The organism is Caulobacter sp. GW822-FHT07D08, assembly GCF_058798735.1.
In genome coordinates this window covers 76,613-94,026 of the sequence record NZ_JBXAKU010000018.1, presented here as the reverse complement: position 1 = coordinate 94,026, position 17,414 = coordinate 76,613, and the positions used below count along the sequence as shown (strand labels likewise).

Genomic DNA, 17,414 nt, shown 5'->3' with positions numbered 1-17,414 from the left:
GCGCCGACAACTATCTCGCCGGCGTCAAACTCGCCTCAGTACGCATTTGGCTGCGATTTAATGAGTCCGTGGCCTAGACTGCTGACAGCTTTGGGCGCCGGGCCGCAAGCTTCGGAATGACCGGGACGACGGCGTGACGCACGATCTCCTCACGAAAGGAGATCCCCATGATCGCTTCGACCTATCCCAATGATGACGCGCGCTGGAACGCCATGCGCGCCAGGGATCGCGCCGCCGAGGGCGCCTTCTATATCGGCGTGCGCACCACCGGCGTCTATTGCGTCGCCAGCTGCGGCGGCCGTCCGCTGCGCAAGAACGTCGCCTTCTACGCCACCCGGGAAGACGCCCGCGCCGCTGGCCTGCGCGCCTGCCTGCGCTGCAAGCCCGACATCAATCGCGAGACCCTGCGCTGGGCCGTCGGCGAGACCAGCCTGGGCCTGGCCTTGGTCGCCCGCTCGGACGCGGGCCTGCGCCTGATCACCCTGGGCGACGACGCCGAGGCGCTGCGAGCCGACCTGGAGAAGCGCTTCAAGCACGCCCGGATCGTCTCGGACGCCGAGGGGTTGGCCGCCGACCTGAAGGCGGTGGCCGATCTGATCGACCATCCCGACCGCGCGCCGGACCTGCCGACCGACGCGCAAGGCACCGAGCTGCAGAAGGCCGTCTGGGGCGCGCTGCGTGAGATCCCCGTCGGCCAGACCGCCTCCTATGCCGACATCGCCCGCGCCATCGGCCGGCCCAGCGCCGCGCGCGCCGTGGCCCAGGCCTGCGGAGCCAATCCGCTGGCGGTGATCACGCCCTGCCACCGCGTGGTCCGCGCCGACGGCGGCCTGTCGGGCTACCGCTGGGGCGTCGAGCGCAAGCAGGCCCTTCTGGCGCGTGAAGGGGCGCGCGTGGCCGCGTGACACTCGACTGGATTCGCATCGGCGCCGAGCTCGACGCGCGCGGCTGGGCCCTGACCGGCCCGATCCTGAAGCCCGAGACCTGCCAGGGGATCGCCGACCTCTATCTCCAGGACGCGGGCTTCCGCAGTCGGGTGGTCATGGCCCGCCACGGCTTCGGACGCGGCGAGTACAAGTACTTCAGCTACCCCCTGCCGGACGTCGTGCAACGACTCCGGCAGGGTCTCTACGGTCCGCTGTCGACGATCGCCAACCGCTGGGCCGAGCGTCTGGACGAAGACCGCCGCTTCCCGGAAGCGCTGGACGACATGCTGGCGCGCTGCCGCGAGGCTGGCCAAGTCCGGCCCACGCCCCTGCTGCTGACCTACGGCCCCGGCGACTACAACTGCCTGCACCAGGACCTCTACGGCGAGCACGTCTTCCCGCTGCAGGCGGCGTTCCTGCTGGACGAGCCGGGCCGGGACTTCGACGGCGGCGAGTTCGTGATCGTCGAGCAGCGGCCCCGCCAACAGAGCGCGCCGCAGGTCGTGCCGCTGAGGCAAGGCGAGGGCGTGATCTTCGCCGTGCGCGAACGGCCGGCCGAAGGCGTGCGCGGCGTCCACCGTCGCGTGTTGCGGCACGGCGTGAGCGAGATCCGCTCAGGCCGGCGGCGAACGCTAGGCGTCATCTTCCACGACGCGACCTAGCCTAGCGGCGAGACCCCGAACAGCAGCCGGTGCAGGAAGACCACGAACACCGCATACAGCGCCGTGCCCGCCACGACCGCGATCACGTCCGCGATCGGCTTGGTCACGACCGGCGCCGGCTCCCCGCGTCCCAGCGCCGAGATCAGGTCCACGATCGCCCAGACCAGAAACGCCCCGAACAGCAGCGCCGAGGCCTGGTCGCCATTGGCCAGCAGGTGGCCGGCCGACCACAGGATGGTTCCCAGCAGCATCGGGTGGCGCACGGTCGCCTTGATCCGTCCGACCGGCCCGTTCGAGCCGGCCAGCAGCACGAAAGCGATCCAGACCAGGCCCATCGCGGCGTGACGGCCCCAGGGCGGCGGGTCGTAGAGCTGCGGCGCCATCGGCCGGAACTGGATCCAGCCCCAGATGATCAGCCCCAGCCCCACCGCTGAGAGAACGGAATACAGCCCCTTCCAGCGGCCCGGATTGGCGGCGACCTGGGCGTTGCGGAACGGCGCGGCCAGGATCCGCGTCGAATGGACGCCCAGAAACAGCATCAGCCCCAGGATCAGTATCGTCATCGGCCCCTCCCGTTTGTCCCGGGATCATAGTCACGGAACGACGATTTCCGAAAGCAGGCGCAACCGCGCGTGAGCGATCGCCAGGCGGCCCTCGCACGCCGCCAGGATCGCGGGACTGATCTCACGGCGCTTGGCCTCGCTGTCGGGCAAGAAGGCCTCGCCCGGAGCCTTGGCGTTCACGCCCGCGACCGCCCGCATCGCCGCCTCGACGTCGGAAGCCAGCGTCAGTCCGAAATGCGGCAGCACCCGCGTGAACACCGCCTCCGGCAGGTCGCGATAGTCGACCAGCATCCCGCCGCCCCTCGCCCAGCCGTCCAGCGCGCCCTCGCAGACGCTGGCCAGAACGGCCGCATGATAGAGCGGATCCCGCGGGTTCCCCCACGCCAATCCGAGGATCGAGGACGGAACCAGCGAGGGGACCATCTGGCTTCCGGCGCGACGGGCGTGGGAGACCATCACCTCGACGGGCTCGCGGTAGGAGAAGATCCAGGGCGTGTCGGGAAAGGCCGCCCGGAACAGCGGGAGCGCCCGGCTGTTCCAGCAGTCCAGCTTCAGGAACAGCCGCGCCTCGCCGATCCCGCGCGGCCGGGCGAAGGCGGCGACCACGGCGCGCAGCAGGGTCGGGTCGCCGGTCCGCACCGCCGCGTCGATCGGCTGGGCCTCCGAGATCACGGTGGCGTCGAGATCGGCCGCCAGCATTCGCGCGATCAGGGTCGAGCCACAGCGGGACATGTGAAAGACAAGCCCGTCCGGCGCGCGCGAACCCGACGGCAAAGCCGAAAGCGGCGTCTCGATGGCGAACAGCCGGTTGATCGCCAGAAAACCCGCCGTCAGCAGTTCGTGCGCGTAGAAGCCATCGTCCAGCACCCGGCGCCCGAACCACCGCCAAGACACCCGGTCGCCGTCGATCGCGGCCGGCAGCCAGCCGGGCGGCGGCGCCTGGTCGAGCCGGATCGGCGGAGCCTGCCAGCCGGGCTGCTCCAGACCCAACGCCAACGCGGCCGCGCCGATGTCCTGCTCCTCGGCGAGACGCGCGCGAAGATCCGCATCGGACAGCAGCCGTCCGAAGGCCGCCAGGCTCGGCGCGAGGGTCATTCGGGCTCCGGAAGATCATCGCTTGTGGCGACACGGAGCACCAGCATAAGCTGAAACCATGCGCTTTCCAGACCGCGTGCGGTTGCCCTTGGCCTTCGATCCGGACCGGCTGCGCGCGGATCTCGCGCGGGTCGAAGCCGGGACGACCTGGGTCTCGCATTTCGTCCGCCAGAACTATGACGGCGACTGGAGCGCCATCGCCCTGCGCTGCATGGCCGGAGAGACCCATCCGATCCGGATGATCTATTCTGACCCGGTCCGCATCGACTATGTCGCCACGCCGTTCCTGGAGGCCTGCCCCTATTTCCAGTCGGTCCTGGCCGCCTTCGAATGCCCGCTGACCAGCGTGCGGCTGATGAAGCTGGCGCCCGGCTCGGTGATCAAGGAGCATACCGACCTCGATCTGTGCGCCGAGGACGGCAAGGCGCGTATCCACGTCCCGATCGCCAGCAACCCGGCCGTCGAGTTCAAGGTCAATGGCGTCCCTGTGCCGATGGCCCCGGGCGAGGCCTGGTACCTGCGCCTTTCCGACCCTCATACGGTGGCCAATCGCGGCGACACCGACCGGGTTCACCTGGTGATCGACGCCCGCATGAACGACTGGCTGGCCGAACAGATGAGCCTTGCCCTGGCGACCGAGGGTGCGAGCGCCTAGATGGCTCCTGGTTGACGCCCACTCCCGCGAGCTTTACCGCCCAATCCATGATGGACTTTCCCGCCGGCCTTTCCGACCTTTCCGACCGCTACGACGTGGTGCTGTGCGACGTCTGGGGCGTGATCCACAACGGGGTGGAGAGCTTCCCCGAGGCCTGTGTGGCGCTGACCCAGTGGGGTGAGACCAAGGGTCCGGTGGTGCTGATCTCCAACTCACCGCGGCCCTCGTATGACGTGGTGGCGCAGCTTGACGGCCTGGGCGTGCCGCGCTCGGCCTGGCAGGGATTCGTCACCTCGGGCGACGCGACCCGGGCGCTGCTGACGCCGCACACGGGAACCAAGGTCTGGAAGATCGGCCCGGAGCGCGACGGGCCGCTGTGGGCGGGCTTCGACCTGACCCTGGCGGGCCCCGAGGACGCCGACTTCATCCTGTGCTCGGGCCTCTACGAGGACGAAAAGGAAGTCCCCGAGGACTATCGCGATCGCCTGAAGGTCGCCGCCGACCGGGGCCTGCTGTTCATCTGCGCCAATCCCGATCGCGTCGTGCAGCGCGGCGAGCGCCTGATCTTCTGCGCCGGGGCCCTGGCCGATCTCTATGAGACCCTGGGCGGCAAGGTGGTCATGGCCGGCAAGCCCTATGGGGCGATCTACGACCTGGCCGTGGCCGAGGCGGCGCAACTGCTGGGTCGTCCCGTCGATCGCGACCGCGTGCTGTGCATCGGCGACGGCGTCATCACCGACGTGAAGGGCGCCCGCGACCAAAAGCTGGCCTGCCTGTTCATCGCCAAGGGCATCCATGGCGAGGCGGCCGTCGGGCCCGATGGCCTGCTGATCCCGGAGGCCGTTCAGGCCCTGCTCGACGCCGAGGCCGTGGGCGCGACCCACGCCATCGGCGATCTGGTCTGGTAAGCAAAAAGAACAAGGGGATCATCATGCAGGGCAAGTTTCTCGAAGAGCTGAGCGTCGGTCAGTCGGCGCAGCTGGTCCGCACGGTGGGCGAGGCCGACATCGTCGCCTTCGCTCAGGTGACCGGCGACACCAATCCGGTGCACCTGGACCCCGACTACGCGGCCAAGACCAGCTTTGGCGGGCGCATCGCTCACGGCATGCTGTCGGCCGGCTACATCTCGGCGGTGCTGGGCACCGCCCTGCCCGGCCCCGGCGCGATCTACCTGTCGCAGACGCTGAAGTTCAAACGCCCGGTCAGGATCGGCGACGAGGTCACCGCCGTGGTCACCATCTCCGAGATCAACGAAGCCAAGGCCCAGGTCACCCTCGCCACCGTCTGCAAGGTGGGCGGCAAGGCGGTCGTCGACGGCGAGGCCGTGGTCATGGTTCCGCGCAAGGCCGCCTGATGCCGCTCAAGACTGTCAACGCCTGGAAGAACCTCCCCGCCGACGAGCGCGGCGCCGCCGTGGCGCTGGGCAATTTCGACGGCGTGCATCGCGGCCACCAGCAGGTGATCGCCCAGGCCGCGAAAGCGGCGCTGGCCGACCACACGCCGCTGGGGGTGATCACCTTCGACCCGCACCCGCGCCGCCTGTTCCGGCCGACCGAGCCGGCCTTCAAGCTGATGACTCACGGCCAGCAGGCCCGGGCGCTGGGCGGCCTCGGCGTCGACCTGCTCTATCTGCTGCCGTTCGACTTCGAGATGGCCAGCTTCGGCGACCGCGAATTCGTCGAAAAGGTGCTGGTCGAGGGCCTGGGCGTCAAGCACGTCGCCGCCGGCTTCGACATCTCGTTCGGCCGCGGCCGCAGCGGCAGCGCCGACCTGCTGAAAACCTATGGCGATGAATATGGCTTCACCGTCTCGATCGCCGAACCCGTGGCCAGCCGCGACGGCGACAAGTTCTCCTCGACGGGCGTCCGCGACGCGCTGCGCAACGGCGAGCCGGACCAGGCCGCCCGCATCCTGGGCCGCCCCTTCGCCATCGAGGGCGTGGTGCGCCGGGGCCAGCAACTGGGCCGCCAGCTGGGCTTCCCCACCGCCAATGTCGAGGTCGAGGACTATGTCGTCCCCAAGCTCGGCGTCTACGCCACCCGCACCCGCTTGCCCGACGGCCGCGAGGTGCCCGGCGTGGCCAATCTCGGCAACAACCCCACCACCGGCATGGTCGAGACCCGGCTGGAGACCTGGCTGTTCGACTTCGACGAGGATCTGTACGGCCAGATCATCGAGACCGACCTGATCGCCTTCCTGCGCCCGGAACTGAAGTTCGACAGCCTGGAGCTGATGATCGAGCAGATCCGCCGCGACGAGCAGGCGGCGCGGGCGATCGTGGCGCCGGGGTTCTGACTCGGCACTAACCCCCACCTGACCACGCTCCGCGTGGTCTGTCCGCCCCCAAGTGGGTGGCGGAGAATCTCTCCTCCCCCCTTGGGGGAGGGGGACCGGCGGACGCCGGTGGAGGGGGATCGCGCGGCGCACGAAACCCTTTCCCCTCCTCCCCCGCCCCGTTAACCTTGTTTAACGGCTGGGTGGGGACCGCATGCTCAAGGGGCGCAAGTACCGGGATTTCGCGCGCGCCAGGCAGCCGGCGAAGGCGCGGGCCCACGAGATCCTGGCCTATCCCGAGGGCGCGCAGTTCGTGTTCGACACGGGCAAGGCCATCGAGATCGAGGGCGGCTATTGCGCCCTGCCCGACGGTGACTTGCTGGACGCCTATTCCAACGCCGTGGTCCGCGCCGTCGAACGGGTCGGACCCAGCGTCGTGCGCATCCATCCGATGCTGGAAGATCCCCGGATGTCCGGCGTCGGCTCGGGCTTCGCCATCGGCGCCGACAAGGAGCTTGGGGGCGGGCTGATCCTGACCAACAGCCACGTGATCCAGGGCGCCAGCCGCTTCGTGGTCATCACGGCCGAGGGCCGCAACTTCACCGCCCGCTGCGTCGGCGACGATCCCGACACCGACCTGGCCATCATCAAGATCGACCAGGCCGCCGACATCCCGGTGGCCCGGCTGGGCGATTCCAAGAAACTGCGGCGCGGCCAACTGGTCATCGCCATCGGCGCGCCGCTGGGCTTCGAGGCGACGGTGACCACCGGCGTCGTCTCGGCCATGGGCCGGTCCTTGCGGGGCGAGCGCGGCCGGCTGATCGAGGACCTGATCCAGACCGACGCGGCGCTCAATCCCGGCAACAGCGGCGGCCCGCTGGTCAATTCGACCGGCGAGGTGATCGGCATCGCCACCGCCATTATCGCCGGCTACCAAGGCCTGTGCTTCGCGGTGGCGGCCAACACCGCCCGCTTCGTGATCGGCGAACTGCTGGCGCACGGCCATGTGCGACGCGGCTCGATCGGCCTGATCGCCCAGCAGGCCCCGATCCCGCCGACCCTGGCGCGGGCGACGGGCGTCCAGCAGCCCTATGCGGTCTATGTCGCCCATGTCGATCTCGGCGGCCCAGCGGCCAAGGCGGGGATCAAGGAGGGCGACCTGCTGGTCGCGGCGGGAAACCAGGCGCTGACCGGCCTCGACGACCTGCTGCGCGCGCTGGACCACCACAGCATCGGCCGCGCCACCGCGTTCCTGATCATCCGCAACGCCCGCCTGATGACCGTGACCGTCACGCCCAAGCTGCGGAAGCCGGGGGCTTAGCCGAAGCCTTTGCGCCCCGGCCCTCCCTCTGCTATCCCGCTGGCCATGAATTTCGTTCGGAAGATTTCGCGAATTATCCGCCCGGCGTGACGCCGCCGGACGATCCTCCAGCGCGCGCCGGGTTTTCCCGCCCTCTTCCGACCCCTTTCAAGCCGGACACCTATTCCATGGCCGACGACGCCACGACCGCCCGCGACTATCGCGAAACCGTCTTTCTTCCCGACACCCCGTTCCCGATGCGCGGGGGCCTGCCCAAGAAGGAGCCCGAGATCCTGGAGGGCTGGGCCGCCCTCTCCGACAAGGGCCTGTACGGCGCGATCCGCGCCAAGCGCCAGGCCGACGGCGCCCCGCTGTTCGTGCTGCACGACGGCCCGCCCTACGCCAATGGCGCGATCCATATCGGCCACGCCCTGAACAAGACGCTGAAGGACTTCGTGGTCCGCTCGCGCTTCGCCCTGGGCTACGACGTCGACTACGTACCGGGCTGGGACTGCCACGGCCTGCCGATCGAGTGGAAGATCGAGGAAGAGTTCCGCGCCAAGGGCCGCCGCAAGGACGAGGTCCCGGCCGAGGAATTCCGCACCCGCTGCCGCGAATATGCCGGCGGCTGGGTCGAGGCCCAGAAGACCGAGTTCCAGCGCCTGGGCGTCCTGGGCGACTGGTGGAACCGCTACGCCACCATGGACTTCACCTCGGAAGCCACGATCGTCGCCGAGTTCCACAAGTTCGCCGCCAGCGGCCAGCTCTATCGCGGCTCCAAGCCGGTGATGTGGAGCCCGGTCGAGCGCACGGCCCTGGCCGACGCCGAGATCGAGTACCACGACCACGTCAGCCCCACGATCTGGGTGAAGTTCCCGGTCAAGGTCTATGACGAGGAGCACTACGCGCTGTCGGGCAATCCGGCCGGCGACAACGTCTTCCGCCTTCAGCCCAACGACGCCTCTGTCGTGATCTGGACCACCACGCCGTGGACCATCCCCGCCAACCGCGCCATCAGCTTCAACCCCAAGGTCGAGTACGGCCTCTATGAGGTGGAAGCCATGGAGGAGAACCTCGAGTTCGCCCCGTGGTCGAAGGCCGGAGACCGCCTGGTCATCGCCGACAAGCTGGCCGAGGACGTCCGCAAGGCCGCCAAGGTCGCGACCTGGCGCCGGGTCGAGCCCGTCGATCCGACCGGTCTGGTCTGCGCCCACCCGCTGGCGCAATTCGATGAGGGCTTCGGCTTCGACGTCCCCCTCCTCGCCGGCGAGCACGTCACCGACGACGCCGGCACGGGCTTTGTCCACACCGCCCCGGGTCACGGCGCGGACGACTATCTGGTGTGGCTGAAGAGCGGCTACGCGCTGGACTCCATCCCCGACACCGTTGATCCGGACGGCGCCTACTACCCGCACGTGCCGCTGTTCGCGGGCCTGAAAGTCATCGAGACCGAGGGCAAGAAGGCCGGCAAGTTCGGCCCCGCCAACGGCGCGGTGATGGACAAGCTGATCGAGGCCGGCGCCCTCTTGGCGCGCGGCCGCGTCGAGCACAGCTATCCGCACAGCTGGCGCTCGAAGGCCCCGATCATCTTCCGCAACACCCCACAGTGGTTCATCCGCATGGATCAGCCGCTCGAGAGCGGCCAGACCCTGCGCGAGACCGCGATCCAGGCCATCGCCGACACCGCCTTCCACCCCGACGCCGGCCGCAACCGCATCGGCTCGATGGTCGAGACGCGCCCCGACTGGCTGGTCAGCCGTCAGCGCGCCTGGGGCACGCCCCTGGCCATGTTCGTCGACAAGACCACCGGCGCCCCGCTGATGGACGCGGCGGTCAACGCCCGCATCCTGGCGGCCATCCGCGAGGGCGGGGCCGACGCCTGGTTCTCGCGTCCCGACGCCGACTTCCTGGGCGACGCCTATGATCCAGCCCAGTACGAGAAGGTCGGCGACATCCTGGATGTCTGGTTCGACAGCGGCTGTACCCACGCCTTCACGATCGAGGGCCGGGCCGACAGCCACTGGCCGGCCGACCTCTATCTGGAAGGCTCGGACCAGCACCGCGGCTGGTTCCAGTCCAGCCTGCTCGAAGGCTGCGGCACGCGGGGCCGCGCGCCGTATAAGGCGGTTCTCACCCACGGGTTCACCCAGGACGAGAACGGCGAGAAGATGTCCAAGTCCAAGGGCAACACCGTCGAGCCGCAGACCATCACCAAGGAAAGCGGCGCCGAGATCCTGCGCCTGTGGGCGGCGATGGTCGACTATTCGGAAGACCAGCGGATCGGCAAGACGATCCTGGCCACCACGACCGACGCCTATCGCAAGCTGCGCAACACCACGCGCTACCTGCTGGGCGCCCTGGCCGGCTTTACGGAAGACGAGCGGGTCACCGACTACGCCGACTTCCCGCCGTTGGAGAAGTACATCCTGCACCGCCTGTGGGAACTGGATGGCCAGGTGCGCGCCGCCTACGAGGCCTATCGCTTCGCCGACGTGACCCGGCCGCTGATCGAGTTCTGCCAGGGCGATCTGTCGACCCTGTTCTTCGACATCCGCAAGGACAGCCTCTATTGCGACGCGCCGAACGCCCTGCGCCGTCGGGCCTATCGCACGGTGCTGGACTATGTGTTCGAGCGTCTGACCATCTGGCTGTCGCCGCTGACCAGCTTCACCATGGAAGAGGCGTGGCAGACGCGCTTCCCCGAGGCGGGCTCCAACAGCCTGCGGGTGATCCCGGCGACGCCGGCCGAGTGGCGCAACGACGCCGAGGCCGCCCGCTGGGCCAAGGTCGAGACGGTGATGTCGGTGGTGACCGGCGCCCTGGAAGTCGAACGCCGCGAAAAGCGCATCGGCTCGGCGCTGGAGGCGGCGCCGGTCGTCCACGTCGCCGACGCCGAGCTGCTGGCCGCCTTCGATGGCCTGGACGCCGCCGAGGTGTTCCGCACGAGCGCCGCGACCCTGGTCGCCGGTGAAAGCGGCGCGTTCACGACCGACGAGGTCAAGGGCGTGTCGGTGGATCCGAAACTGGCCGAGGGGAACAAGTGCGCCCGCTCGTGGCGGATCCTGCCGGAGGTGGGAACCGATCCCCGCTATCCGGAGCTTAGCCTTCGCGACGCTGAAGCTGTGGCGTACTGGGACGCTCAGCGGGGCTGAAATCTCCCTCTCCCATAGGGAGAGGGGTAGGGGTGAGGGGTTACGAGGTTTGACGGCGTGCCGGCACGCCGGCTACCGGTGAAACCCCTCACCTCCCACCGCTGCGCGGCGGGTCCCTCCTCTCCCTATGGGAGAGGGTGCAAGATGGATGGATGAGCTTGTCGTCACTGAAAATCACCCGCCTCGGCTGGACCGCCTACGCCGTCGCCGCCGTCACCCTGGTGCTGGACCAGATCTCCAAGCTCTGGGTCCTGGGCCTGCTGGGCCGCGAACAGGGCGCGTCCCTGCCGCTGCTGGGTCCGCTGCACCTGACGATGGTCCATAACTACGGCATGAGCTTTGGCCTGCTGAAGGACCACGACTGGGGCCGCTGGCTGCTGATCGGCTTTTCGATTCTCGTGGTGATCGGCCTGTCGGTCTGGGCTCGCAAGGCCAACAAGCTGCTGCCGGCCATCGGGGTCGGCATGATCATCGGCGCGGCGATCGGCAACAACCTGATCGACCGGGTGCTGTACGGCTATGTCGTCGACTTCATCGACGTCTCGCGCCTGAACTTCCCGTGGGTTTTCAACATCGCCGACTCGGCGATCAACATCGGGGTGGCCCTGCTGCTGATCGACAGCTTCCTCTATGGCGAGAAGAAGCTGGCCGAACCGGCTGAGTGAGTTAGGGCCGCCAAGGCGTTTTGACGGAATGACGCCGCATTCGCGTGGGAGATTGGCGCCCGGGCGAGGATGTCGTATCGAGAGCGTCCAAAATTTGGGCCGGGGGTCGGCCTGCTGGAGCATGGTTTGATGAGTTTCAATCGGGTCGCGACCGTAAGCGCCCTGACCGCCGTGGCCGTGATCGGCCTGGCCGGCTGCACCTCGACCCAGAAAGCCCTGGGCATGAACAAGGTGGTTCCCGACGAATTCCGCGTCGTCAGCAAGGCCCCGCTGGCCGTGCCGCCGGACTACGCCCTGCGTCCGCCGGCGCCCGGCGAGCCGCGTCCTCAGGAACTGCAGCCGGAAAGCGCCGCTCGCGCCGCCCTGATCGGCCAGAGCAACGCCGCCGGTCGTTCGGAAGGTGAAAAGCTGCTGGTCGCCCGCGCCGGGACCGACAAGGCCGATCCCCTGATCCGCTTCGTGGTCGACGACGAGAACGGCGACCTGGCCCACAAGGACGAGAGCTTCGCCAGCAAGGTGATGTTCTGGAAGAAGGGCCAGCCCAAGACGACGAACGTCGCCACCGCCGCCGAGTCGGGCGCCAACGCCCCGGCCGAGGTCGACGCCGCCGCCGAGGAAGCCCGTCTGAAGAAGCTGGTGGGCGCCGGTGGCGTGGTCATCAGCCGCGAAAAGAAGACCGGCATCAAGCTGCCGGGCCTCTAAGCTCAGGCGCGCCGAGACAATCGAACGGCCCGGAGCCTCGCGGTTCCGGGCCGTTTCGCGTTCAAGGCTGGACTTCGGCCGGCGTGGTGATCGTGTAGCCCTTGGCCCTCAGCCTGGCCAAGACGCCCTCCTCCGACAGCAGCGGTCGGAAGTTGACCAGCGCCACCGACTTGCCGGGCGTCTTCAGGGCCTGATCGATGGCCTTGGTCGAGCGGTCGATGGTCTTGCGGATCTCCGAGGCCACGCCCGGCGTCGCCGACAGGCAGGCCTGGTAGCCGCGATCGGCCGCCGCCAGCTTGACCACGTCGCCTTCGGCCCAGCGCTGGGCCGTCTCGACGGCCCGGGAGCCGCCGGCGTCGGCCTCGCGCAGGCCGGCGTCCAGGCAGAACTCCTGCATCGGCTTGGGCAGCGAGCCGACCGACTTCAGGGCGTCGATCACGTCGTAGCCGTCCAGCTTCTGGATGCGCGGCCGCTTCTTGAGGTCGCTCTTCCTGGCGATCGCCTCGACCTTGTCGGCCACGCCGCCGCTCTGGATGCTGATCGAACCGCCCTTCTTCATGTTGGCGACCAGGAAACCGGCGAAGGCCGGCTTGATGTCGTCCATGCTGTCCAGCTTCTCGCCGCCGTCGGCCAGGCGCTTCTCCAGGCGGGCGCGCAGTTCGGGCGGCAGGGTGTCGCGCATCGGCTTGTCGGCCAGGAAATAGCGCCGGCCGCCCACGGCCAGGGCGATGATCCGCACGACGCTGACGTCGGGCTCGGGCGCCATGATCAGGCGGTTGGCGCCATCGAGGCGACGCTCTAGCACCGAGGTGTCGAAGGTCAGGGTCTTGGGCGACAGGGCCGGGATGGCCAGGATGTAGACCGTGCTGTCGGCGTCCGACACCTTCCACCAGGCCGGGCCGGGCAGCTTGGCGTTGACGACCAGTTCCTCGACCAAGGTCCCTTCGGGGTCGGCGGCGCGCAGGTCGACCGGCGCCGTCTGGTGGATCGAGACCTCGTTGCGAGCCTGCGCCAAGGCCGATCCCCCGCAAAGCAGCGAAAGGGCGAGACCGGCGGCGGCGAAACGGCGAAGGGTCACTATCTGTCTTCCTCGAACGGCGGCGGAATCGAGATAAACTCCGCGTTCTCCCTGTCGTTGGCCGATCGGCGTTAGGTCGGTCAACTTAAGGAGTCGCAATGCTTGAGCTTCCTTCGGGTTTGAAGGGGGCTCCGGCCTGCCTCGTGAAAGTCCGTGTGATGCCCATCCGCCGCCTGCCGCCCGAGACCGTCAACCGCATCGCCGCCGGCGAGGTGGTCGAACGGCCCGCGAGCGCGATCAAGGAGCTGGTCGACAACGCCATCGACGCGGGCGCGACGCGGATCGAGGTCGAGGCCCACGGCGGCGGCCTGACCCGCATCCTGGTGGCCGACGACGGCTGCGGCCTGTCGGCCGAAGAACTGCCGGTGGCCATCGAGCGCCACGCGACCTCGAAGCTGGCGCCCGACGAGGATGGTCTCTGGGACCTACTGCGCATCCACACCATGGGCTTCCGGGGCGAGGCCCTGCCGTCGATCGGTTCGGTGGCGCGGCTGACGATCAGCTCGCGCGCCAAGGGTTCGAGCGACGCCCATTCGATCCTGGTCGAGGGCGGCCAGGTCGGCGACGTGTCGCCCGCCGCCTTCCCCGGCCCGCATGGGGCGCGGATCGAGGTGCGCGACCTGTTCTACGCCACGCCCGCGCGCCTGAAGTTCATGAAGTCCGAGCGCGCCGAGGCCCTGGCGATCACCGAGGAGATCAAGCGCCAGGCCATGGCCAACGAGAGCGTCGGCTTCTCGCTGGACATCGACGGCCGCCGCATTCTGCGCCTGCCGCCCGAGCATCCCGGGCCGCAAGGACGCTTGGCGCGCCTGGCCTCCGTGCTGGGCCGCGACTTCCAGGACAACGCCATCGAGATCGACCAGGTCCGCGACGGCGTGCGCCTGTCGGGGTTCGCCGGCCTGCCGACCTATAATCGCGGCAACGCCGCCCACCAGTACCTGTTCGTCAACGGCCGCCCGGTGCGCGACCGCCTGCTGCAAGGCGCCCTGCGCGCGGCCTATGCCGACTTTCTCGCCAGGGACCGCCACCCGACGGCGGCGCTGTATGTGACGCTCGACACCAGCGAGGTCGACGTCAACGTTCACCCCGCCAAGGCCGAGGTCCGCTTCCGCGACCCGGCGCTGGTGCGCGGCCTGATCGTCGGCGCGCTGCGCCACGCCTTGGCCGGGGCCGGCCACCGGGCCTCGACCACCGTCGCCACCCAGGCGCTGGACAGCATCCGCGCCCAGCAGAGCCCGTTCCCGGGGTATCAGCCGGGATACCAGCCTGGCCCGTCGGCCGCCGGATTCTCGGCCTGGCGCGAGGGCGGTTGGACGCCGCCGACGCAGCGGCCGATGGATCTGCCGGGGCTGAACGAGGTCTCGGCGCGGGTCGAACCCAGCTACACGCCAGGCTTCGGGGGCCAGCTGGCCGAGGTGGTGCGCGAGGCCTATGCCAATGTCGCCTTCGAGGACCGCCCCGCGCCGGACTACGCGTCCGCCGCGCCGTTCGACCCCGTGGATTTCCCGCTGGGCGCGGCCCGGGCCCAGGTGCATGAGACCTACATCGTCGCCCAGACCCGCGACGGCATGGTCATCGTCGACCAGCACGCCGCCCACGAGCGTCTGGTCTATGAGCGCATGAAGGGCGAGATGGCGGCCGGCGGCGTGTCCCGTCAGACCCTGCTGCTGCCCGAGGTGGTCGACCTCGATCCCGCCGAGGCCGAGCGCGTGGTCGCCCGGTCCGAGGAACTGGCCAGCCTGGGTCTCGTCATCGAGAGCTTTGGCCCCGGCGCGGTCCTGGTGCGCGAGACGCCGGCCCTGCTGGGCAAGACCGACGCCGCCGCCCTGGTCCGCGACATCGCCGACGACCTGGCCGAGAACGGTCAGGCCCTGGCGCTGAAGGAGCGGCTGGAGGAGGTCTGCTCGACCATGGCCTGCCACGGCAGCGTCCGCGCCGGGCGCCGCTTGAACGGCGCCGAGATGAACGCCCTGCTGCGCGAGATGGAAGCCACGCCGCACTCAGGCCAGTGCAACCACGGCCGGCCGACCTATGTCGAGCTGAAGCTGGCCGACATCGAGAAGCTGTTCGGGCGGCGCTAAGCCGACCGGCCCGCAGCGAACACCCGCATCGCCTCGGCCAGATACTCCGTCAGTCCCGGCGCGATCGCCTCATAGCGAGCCGTGAACTCCGGGTTGTCCAGGTACAGCCGCCCCAGGCCCGTGAACGCGTCCGGGGTCGGTTCGCGGTTCCAGGACTTGGCGATCCAGGCCCAGTGGCGGCGCATGATCGCGCTGACGACGGCGCTATCGGCGGGCAGGCCCTGAGCCAACGCCTTGGCCATGTCGGCCTCGATCGCCACGGCTTCCTGCTGGAAGCCGGCCCAGTCGCCCTTGCCCCAGCTGTCCATGCCCGCCTTCGAATGGGCGATCTTCTCCGCCATGCCATCGCCGTAGCGTTCGACCAACTCGGCCTCGTGCCTGGCCTGCTTCGCCGGGTCGAATCCCCTGAACATCTCCTTGTCTTCCATCGTCTCGTCTCCTTTGAGGTCGGCGAGGGTGCGGTCCACGATGTCCACCAGCTTGGCGTAGCGTTCGGCCTCGGCCGCCAGGCGTTCGCGATGGGCGCGAAGCGCGGCGGCGAGGTCGAAGGCCGGGTCGTCCAGCGCGGCCTGGACGTCCTTCAGCGGAGTCTCCAGGGCGCGATGAAACAGGATCTGTTGCAGGCGCAGCAGATTCTGGCGGTCATAGTAGCGATAGCCGTTGGCCCCGACGGCGCGGGGCCGCAGCAGGCCGATGGCGTCATAGTGGTGCAGAGTCCGCACCGAGACGCCCGACAGCTTCGCCATCTGTTTGACCGTGTAGACGCTCATCCGGTGTCCTTGGTGAACCTTCCCTCTTCGATGGAAGGATCAGTCAGGTCTGACGCGGCGTGAGGGTCAATGCCCTAAAATGAGCCGGCTCTAGGCGGCGTTGGCCGCCGCCAGGGTCGCGCCGTCGGGGCTGGCGACCGGCTTTTCCAGCAGGTCGGTGACCGCGGGTCCGCGCACGAAGGCGATCCCTCCCGCCTTGCAGGCTTCCAGCTCGACCGCCGAGGAGACATTGGCCGCGGCCTGGATCACGTCCTTAGCGACGTAGGCGGCCTTGCGCTCGACGAACTTGAGGATCTGCTTCAGCCGGTCGTGCTCGGTCTCGCCGTTCAGCACCAGGGTGATGCTGTCGACCAGCTCGGGCGGCAGGCCGGAGATCGGGAAGGTCGGGTCGGTGACCTGGACGTCCATCCGCGAGAAGCTGCCCTTCAGGAACAGGCGCATCTGCTGCAGCATGCCGATCGAGGCCTCGCGCGGCGTGGCGTAGATCGTGGCGGTCAGGCGCGGCTGCTGGTCCAGCGGATATCGCGACAGGCGGCTCTTATAGGCCTCCTGCGAGGCCGGGGTGGTCAGGTTCCAGAAGCCGAACGGCGCCTGGATCTCGCCGAAGGGGGCGGTCTTCAGGGCGGCCTGGGTGTCGGTCAGGCAGATCAGGTCGCGCTTCAGCAGCTTGCCGTCGTCCTCGGGCGGCGGACCGACCAGGTCCGAGCGCATGCCGATCGCCGAGCCGACGAAGGCGCCCTGGGCCAGATCATAGACGCCCCACCAGCCGGTCTGGGCTGGCGGCGGCGGGGCCGCGATCTTGGCGGCGGCAGAATTGGACGCCGGGGCCGGCTGAGCCTTGGGCTTTTCCGGCGCGGCGGCCGCGACGGCCGGCGGAACAGCCTGAGCGACGACCGGCTTGACCGGTTCCGCCGCGGGGACGGTGGAGACGGGCGCGGCCGCCTTGGCCGGACGTTCTGGCGTCACGGTCGTGGCGGCGGCCAAACCCGGCTTCTTGGCGCTGGCCTTGTCCTCGGCGAGGGTCTTGGCTTCCGCGCGCGTGCTGGGGCGGGGCTCGACGCTGTCGGCCGTGACAACATGGACTCGGCCGGCCGGACCCTCATAGCCCTCGCCCGCCATCAGCCCGGCCAACTCGGCCTGCGACAGGGCGGCGAACTGCAGAACCGCTTGCTCGTCGCCCTCGAAAGTCATCAGGGCGATCTGACCAATAGGGCGCCCCGGGAACAGCACCTTCTCCAGTTCGGCGGCCAGGGCTTGCATCTCGGTGGGGTCGAGGGTCTCGACGCGGTTGTCGGCCAGGACGAAGGCCATCGGCGCCACGGCCCCGCACTTGCGCGGCGCGCGCCAGCGGGCCTTCAGGAACGCGTCCGCCACCCCCTGAGCCTTGTGCTTGGGGACTTCACCCGGCTGGCTCTCGCCAACCGTGAACAGGATACGCAGGCAGCAAATGGCCGTCATGGGCCAGACCCTAGCGGCCGAAGCTTTTTGAAC

At 69.1% G+C, this 17,414-nt stretch carries 16 protein-coding genes; 11 read left to right on the top strand and 5 right to left on the bottom strand.

Going from position 1 to position 17,414, the window contains the following annotated elements:
- The first annotated feature begins 167 nt into the window (after positions 1-167).
- Positions 168-905, top strand: coding sequence for a methylated-DNA--[protein]-cysteine S-methyltransferase (locus AC1RJ9_RS23705; RefSeq protein WP_492840323.1), 738 nt, complete (start codon positions 168-170; stop codon positions 903-905).
- Positions 902-1,588 (top strand): 2OG-Fe(II) oxygenase, encoded by a 687-nt coding sequence (locus AC1RJ9_RS23700; protein WP_492840325.1) that lies wholly within the window; start codon positions 902-904, stop codon positions 1,586-1,588. The genes AC1RJ9_RS23705 and AC1RJ9_RS23700 overlap by 4 nt, the downstream gene beginning before the upstream one ends.
- Here the strand turns inward: AC1RJ9_RS23700 and AC1RJ9_RS23695 are convergent.
- Positions 1,585-2,151, bottom strand: a complete 567-nt coding sequence (locus AC1RJ9_RS23695; RefSeq protein ID WP_492840327.1) for an NnrU family protein — start codon at positions 2,149-2,151, stop codon at positions 1,585-1,587. The genes AC1RJ9_RS23700 and AC1RJ9_RS23695 overlap by 4 nt on opposite strands.
- A gap of 30 nt (positions 2,152-2,181) precedes the next feature.
- A complete protein-coding gene (locus AC1RJ9_RS23690) occupies positions 2,182-3,246 on the bottom strand; it encodes an aspartyl beta-hydroxylase (protein WP_492840329.1) in 1,065 nt (354 codons plus the stop codon).
- Between the two features lie 58 nt (positions 3,247-3,304).
- Between AC1RJ9_RS23690 and AC1RJ9_RS23685 the strand changes: the two genes are divergently transcribed.
- The 8 genes from AC1RJ9_RS23685 (at position 3,305) to AC1RJ9_RS23650 (ending at position 11,994) form a co-directional block, all read left to right on the top strand.
- Positions 3,305-3,901 carry an aspartyl/asparaginyl beta-hydroxylase domain-containing protein gene (locus AC1RJ9_RS23685; RefSeq protein WP_492840331.1) on the top strand — a complete coding sequence of 199 codons (597 nt, stop codon included), beginning with the start codon at positions 3,305-3,307 and terminating at the stop codon, positions 3,899-3,901.
- Between the two features lie 47 nt (positions 3,902-3,948).
- Positions 3,949-4,809: a TIGR01459 family HAD-type hydrolase gene (locus AC1RJ9_RS23680; protein ID WP_492840333.1), complete on the top strand. Its 861-nt coding sequence runs from the start codon at positions 3,949-3,951 to the stop codon at positions 4,807-4,809.
- A gap of 20 nt (positions 4,810-4,829) precedes the next feature.
- Entirely contained in the window at positions 4,830-5,255 is a 426-nt protein-coding gene (locus AC1RJ9_RS23675; RefSeq protein WP_492840490.1) for a MaoC family dehydratase, read from the top strand.
- Positions 5,255-6,196, top strand: a complete 942-nt coding sequence (locus tag AC1RJ9_RS23670) for a bifunctional riboflavin kinase/FAD synthetase (RefSeq protein WP_492840335.1) — start codon at positions 5,255-5,257, stop codon at positions 6,194-6,196. The genes AC1RJ9_RS23675 and AC1RJ9_RS23670 overlap by 1 nt, the downstream gene beginning before the upstream one ends.
- A 193-nt stretch (positions 6,197-6,389) precedes the next feature.
- Entirely contained in the window at positions 6,390-7,496 is a 1,107-nt protein-coding gene (locus tag AC1RJ9_RS23665) for a S1C family serine protease (protein ID WP_492840337.1), read from the top strand.
- A gap of 167 nt (positions 7,497-7,663) precedes the next feature.
- Positions 7,664-10,627 (top strand): isoleucine--tRNA ligase, encoded by a 2,964-nt coding sequence (gene ileS / locus AC1RJ9_RS23660; RefSeq protein WP_492840339.1) that lies wholly within the window; start codon positions 7,664-7,666, stop codon positions 10,625-10,627.
- Positions 10,628-10,785: 158 nt separating this feature from the next.
- Positions 10,786-11,292, top strand: a complete 507-nt coding sequence (gene lspA, locus AC1RJ9_RS23655) for a signal peptidase II (protein ID WP_492840492.1) — start codon at positions 10,786-10,788, stop codon at positions 11,290-11,292.
- A gap of 129 nt (positions 11,293-11,421) precedes the next feature.
- Positions 11,422-11,994 (top strand): DUF3035 domain-containing protein, encoded by a 573-nt coding sequence (locus tag AC1RJ9_RS23650; RefSeq protein WP_492840341.1) that lies wholly within the window; start codon positions 11,422-11,424, stop codon positions 11,992-11,994.
- Between the two features lie 61 nt (positions 11,995-12,055).
- On the opposite strand, the gene AC1RJ9_RS23645 is transcribed toward AC1RJ9_RS23650, so the two are convergent.
- The gene (locus tag AC1RJ9_RS23645) at positions 12,056-13,072 is read right to left on the bottom strand and encodes a TraB/GumN family protein (RefSeq protein ID WP_492840343.1); all 1,017 of its coding nucleotides are present in this window, start codon (positions 13,070-13,072) and stop codon (positions 12,056-12,058) included.
- A gap of 158 nt (positions 13,073-13,230) precedes the next feature.
- Here AC1RJ9_RS23645 and mutL point away from each other — a divergent pair, with 158 nt between their 5' ends.
- The gene (mutL, locus tag AC1RJ9_RS23640; RefSeq protein WP_492840345.1) at positions 13,231-15,153 is read left to right on the top strand and encodes a DNA mismatch repair endonuclease MutL; all 1,923 of its coding nucleotides are present in this window, start codon (positions 13,231-13,233) and stop codon (positions 15,151-15,153) included.
- Here mutL and AC1RJ9_RS23635 read toward each other — a convergent pair.
- Positions 15,150-15,923 (bottom strand): MerR family transcriptional regulator, encoded by a 774-nt coding sequence (locus AC1RJ9_RS23635; RefSeq protein ID WP_492840347.1) that lies wholly within the window; start codon positions 15,921-15,923, stop codon positions 15,150-15,152. The genes mutL and AC1RJ9_RS23635 overlap by 4 nt on opposite strands.
- A 90-nt stretch (positions 15,924-16,013) precedes the next feature.
- Positions 16,014-17,381 (bottom strand): hypothetical protein, encoded by a 1,368-nt coding sequence (locus AC1RJ9_RS23630; protein ID WP_492840349.1) that lies wholly within the window; start codon positions 17,379-17,381, stop codon positions 16,014-16,016.
- Positions 17,382-17,414 lie beyond the last annotated feature (33 nt).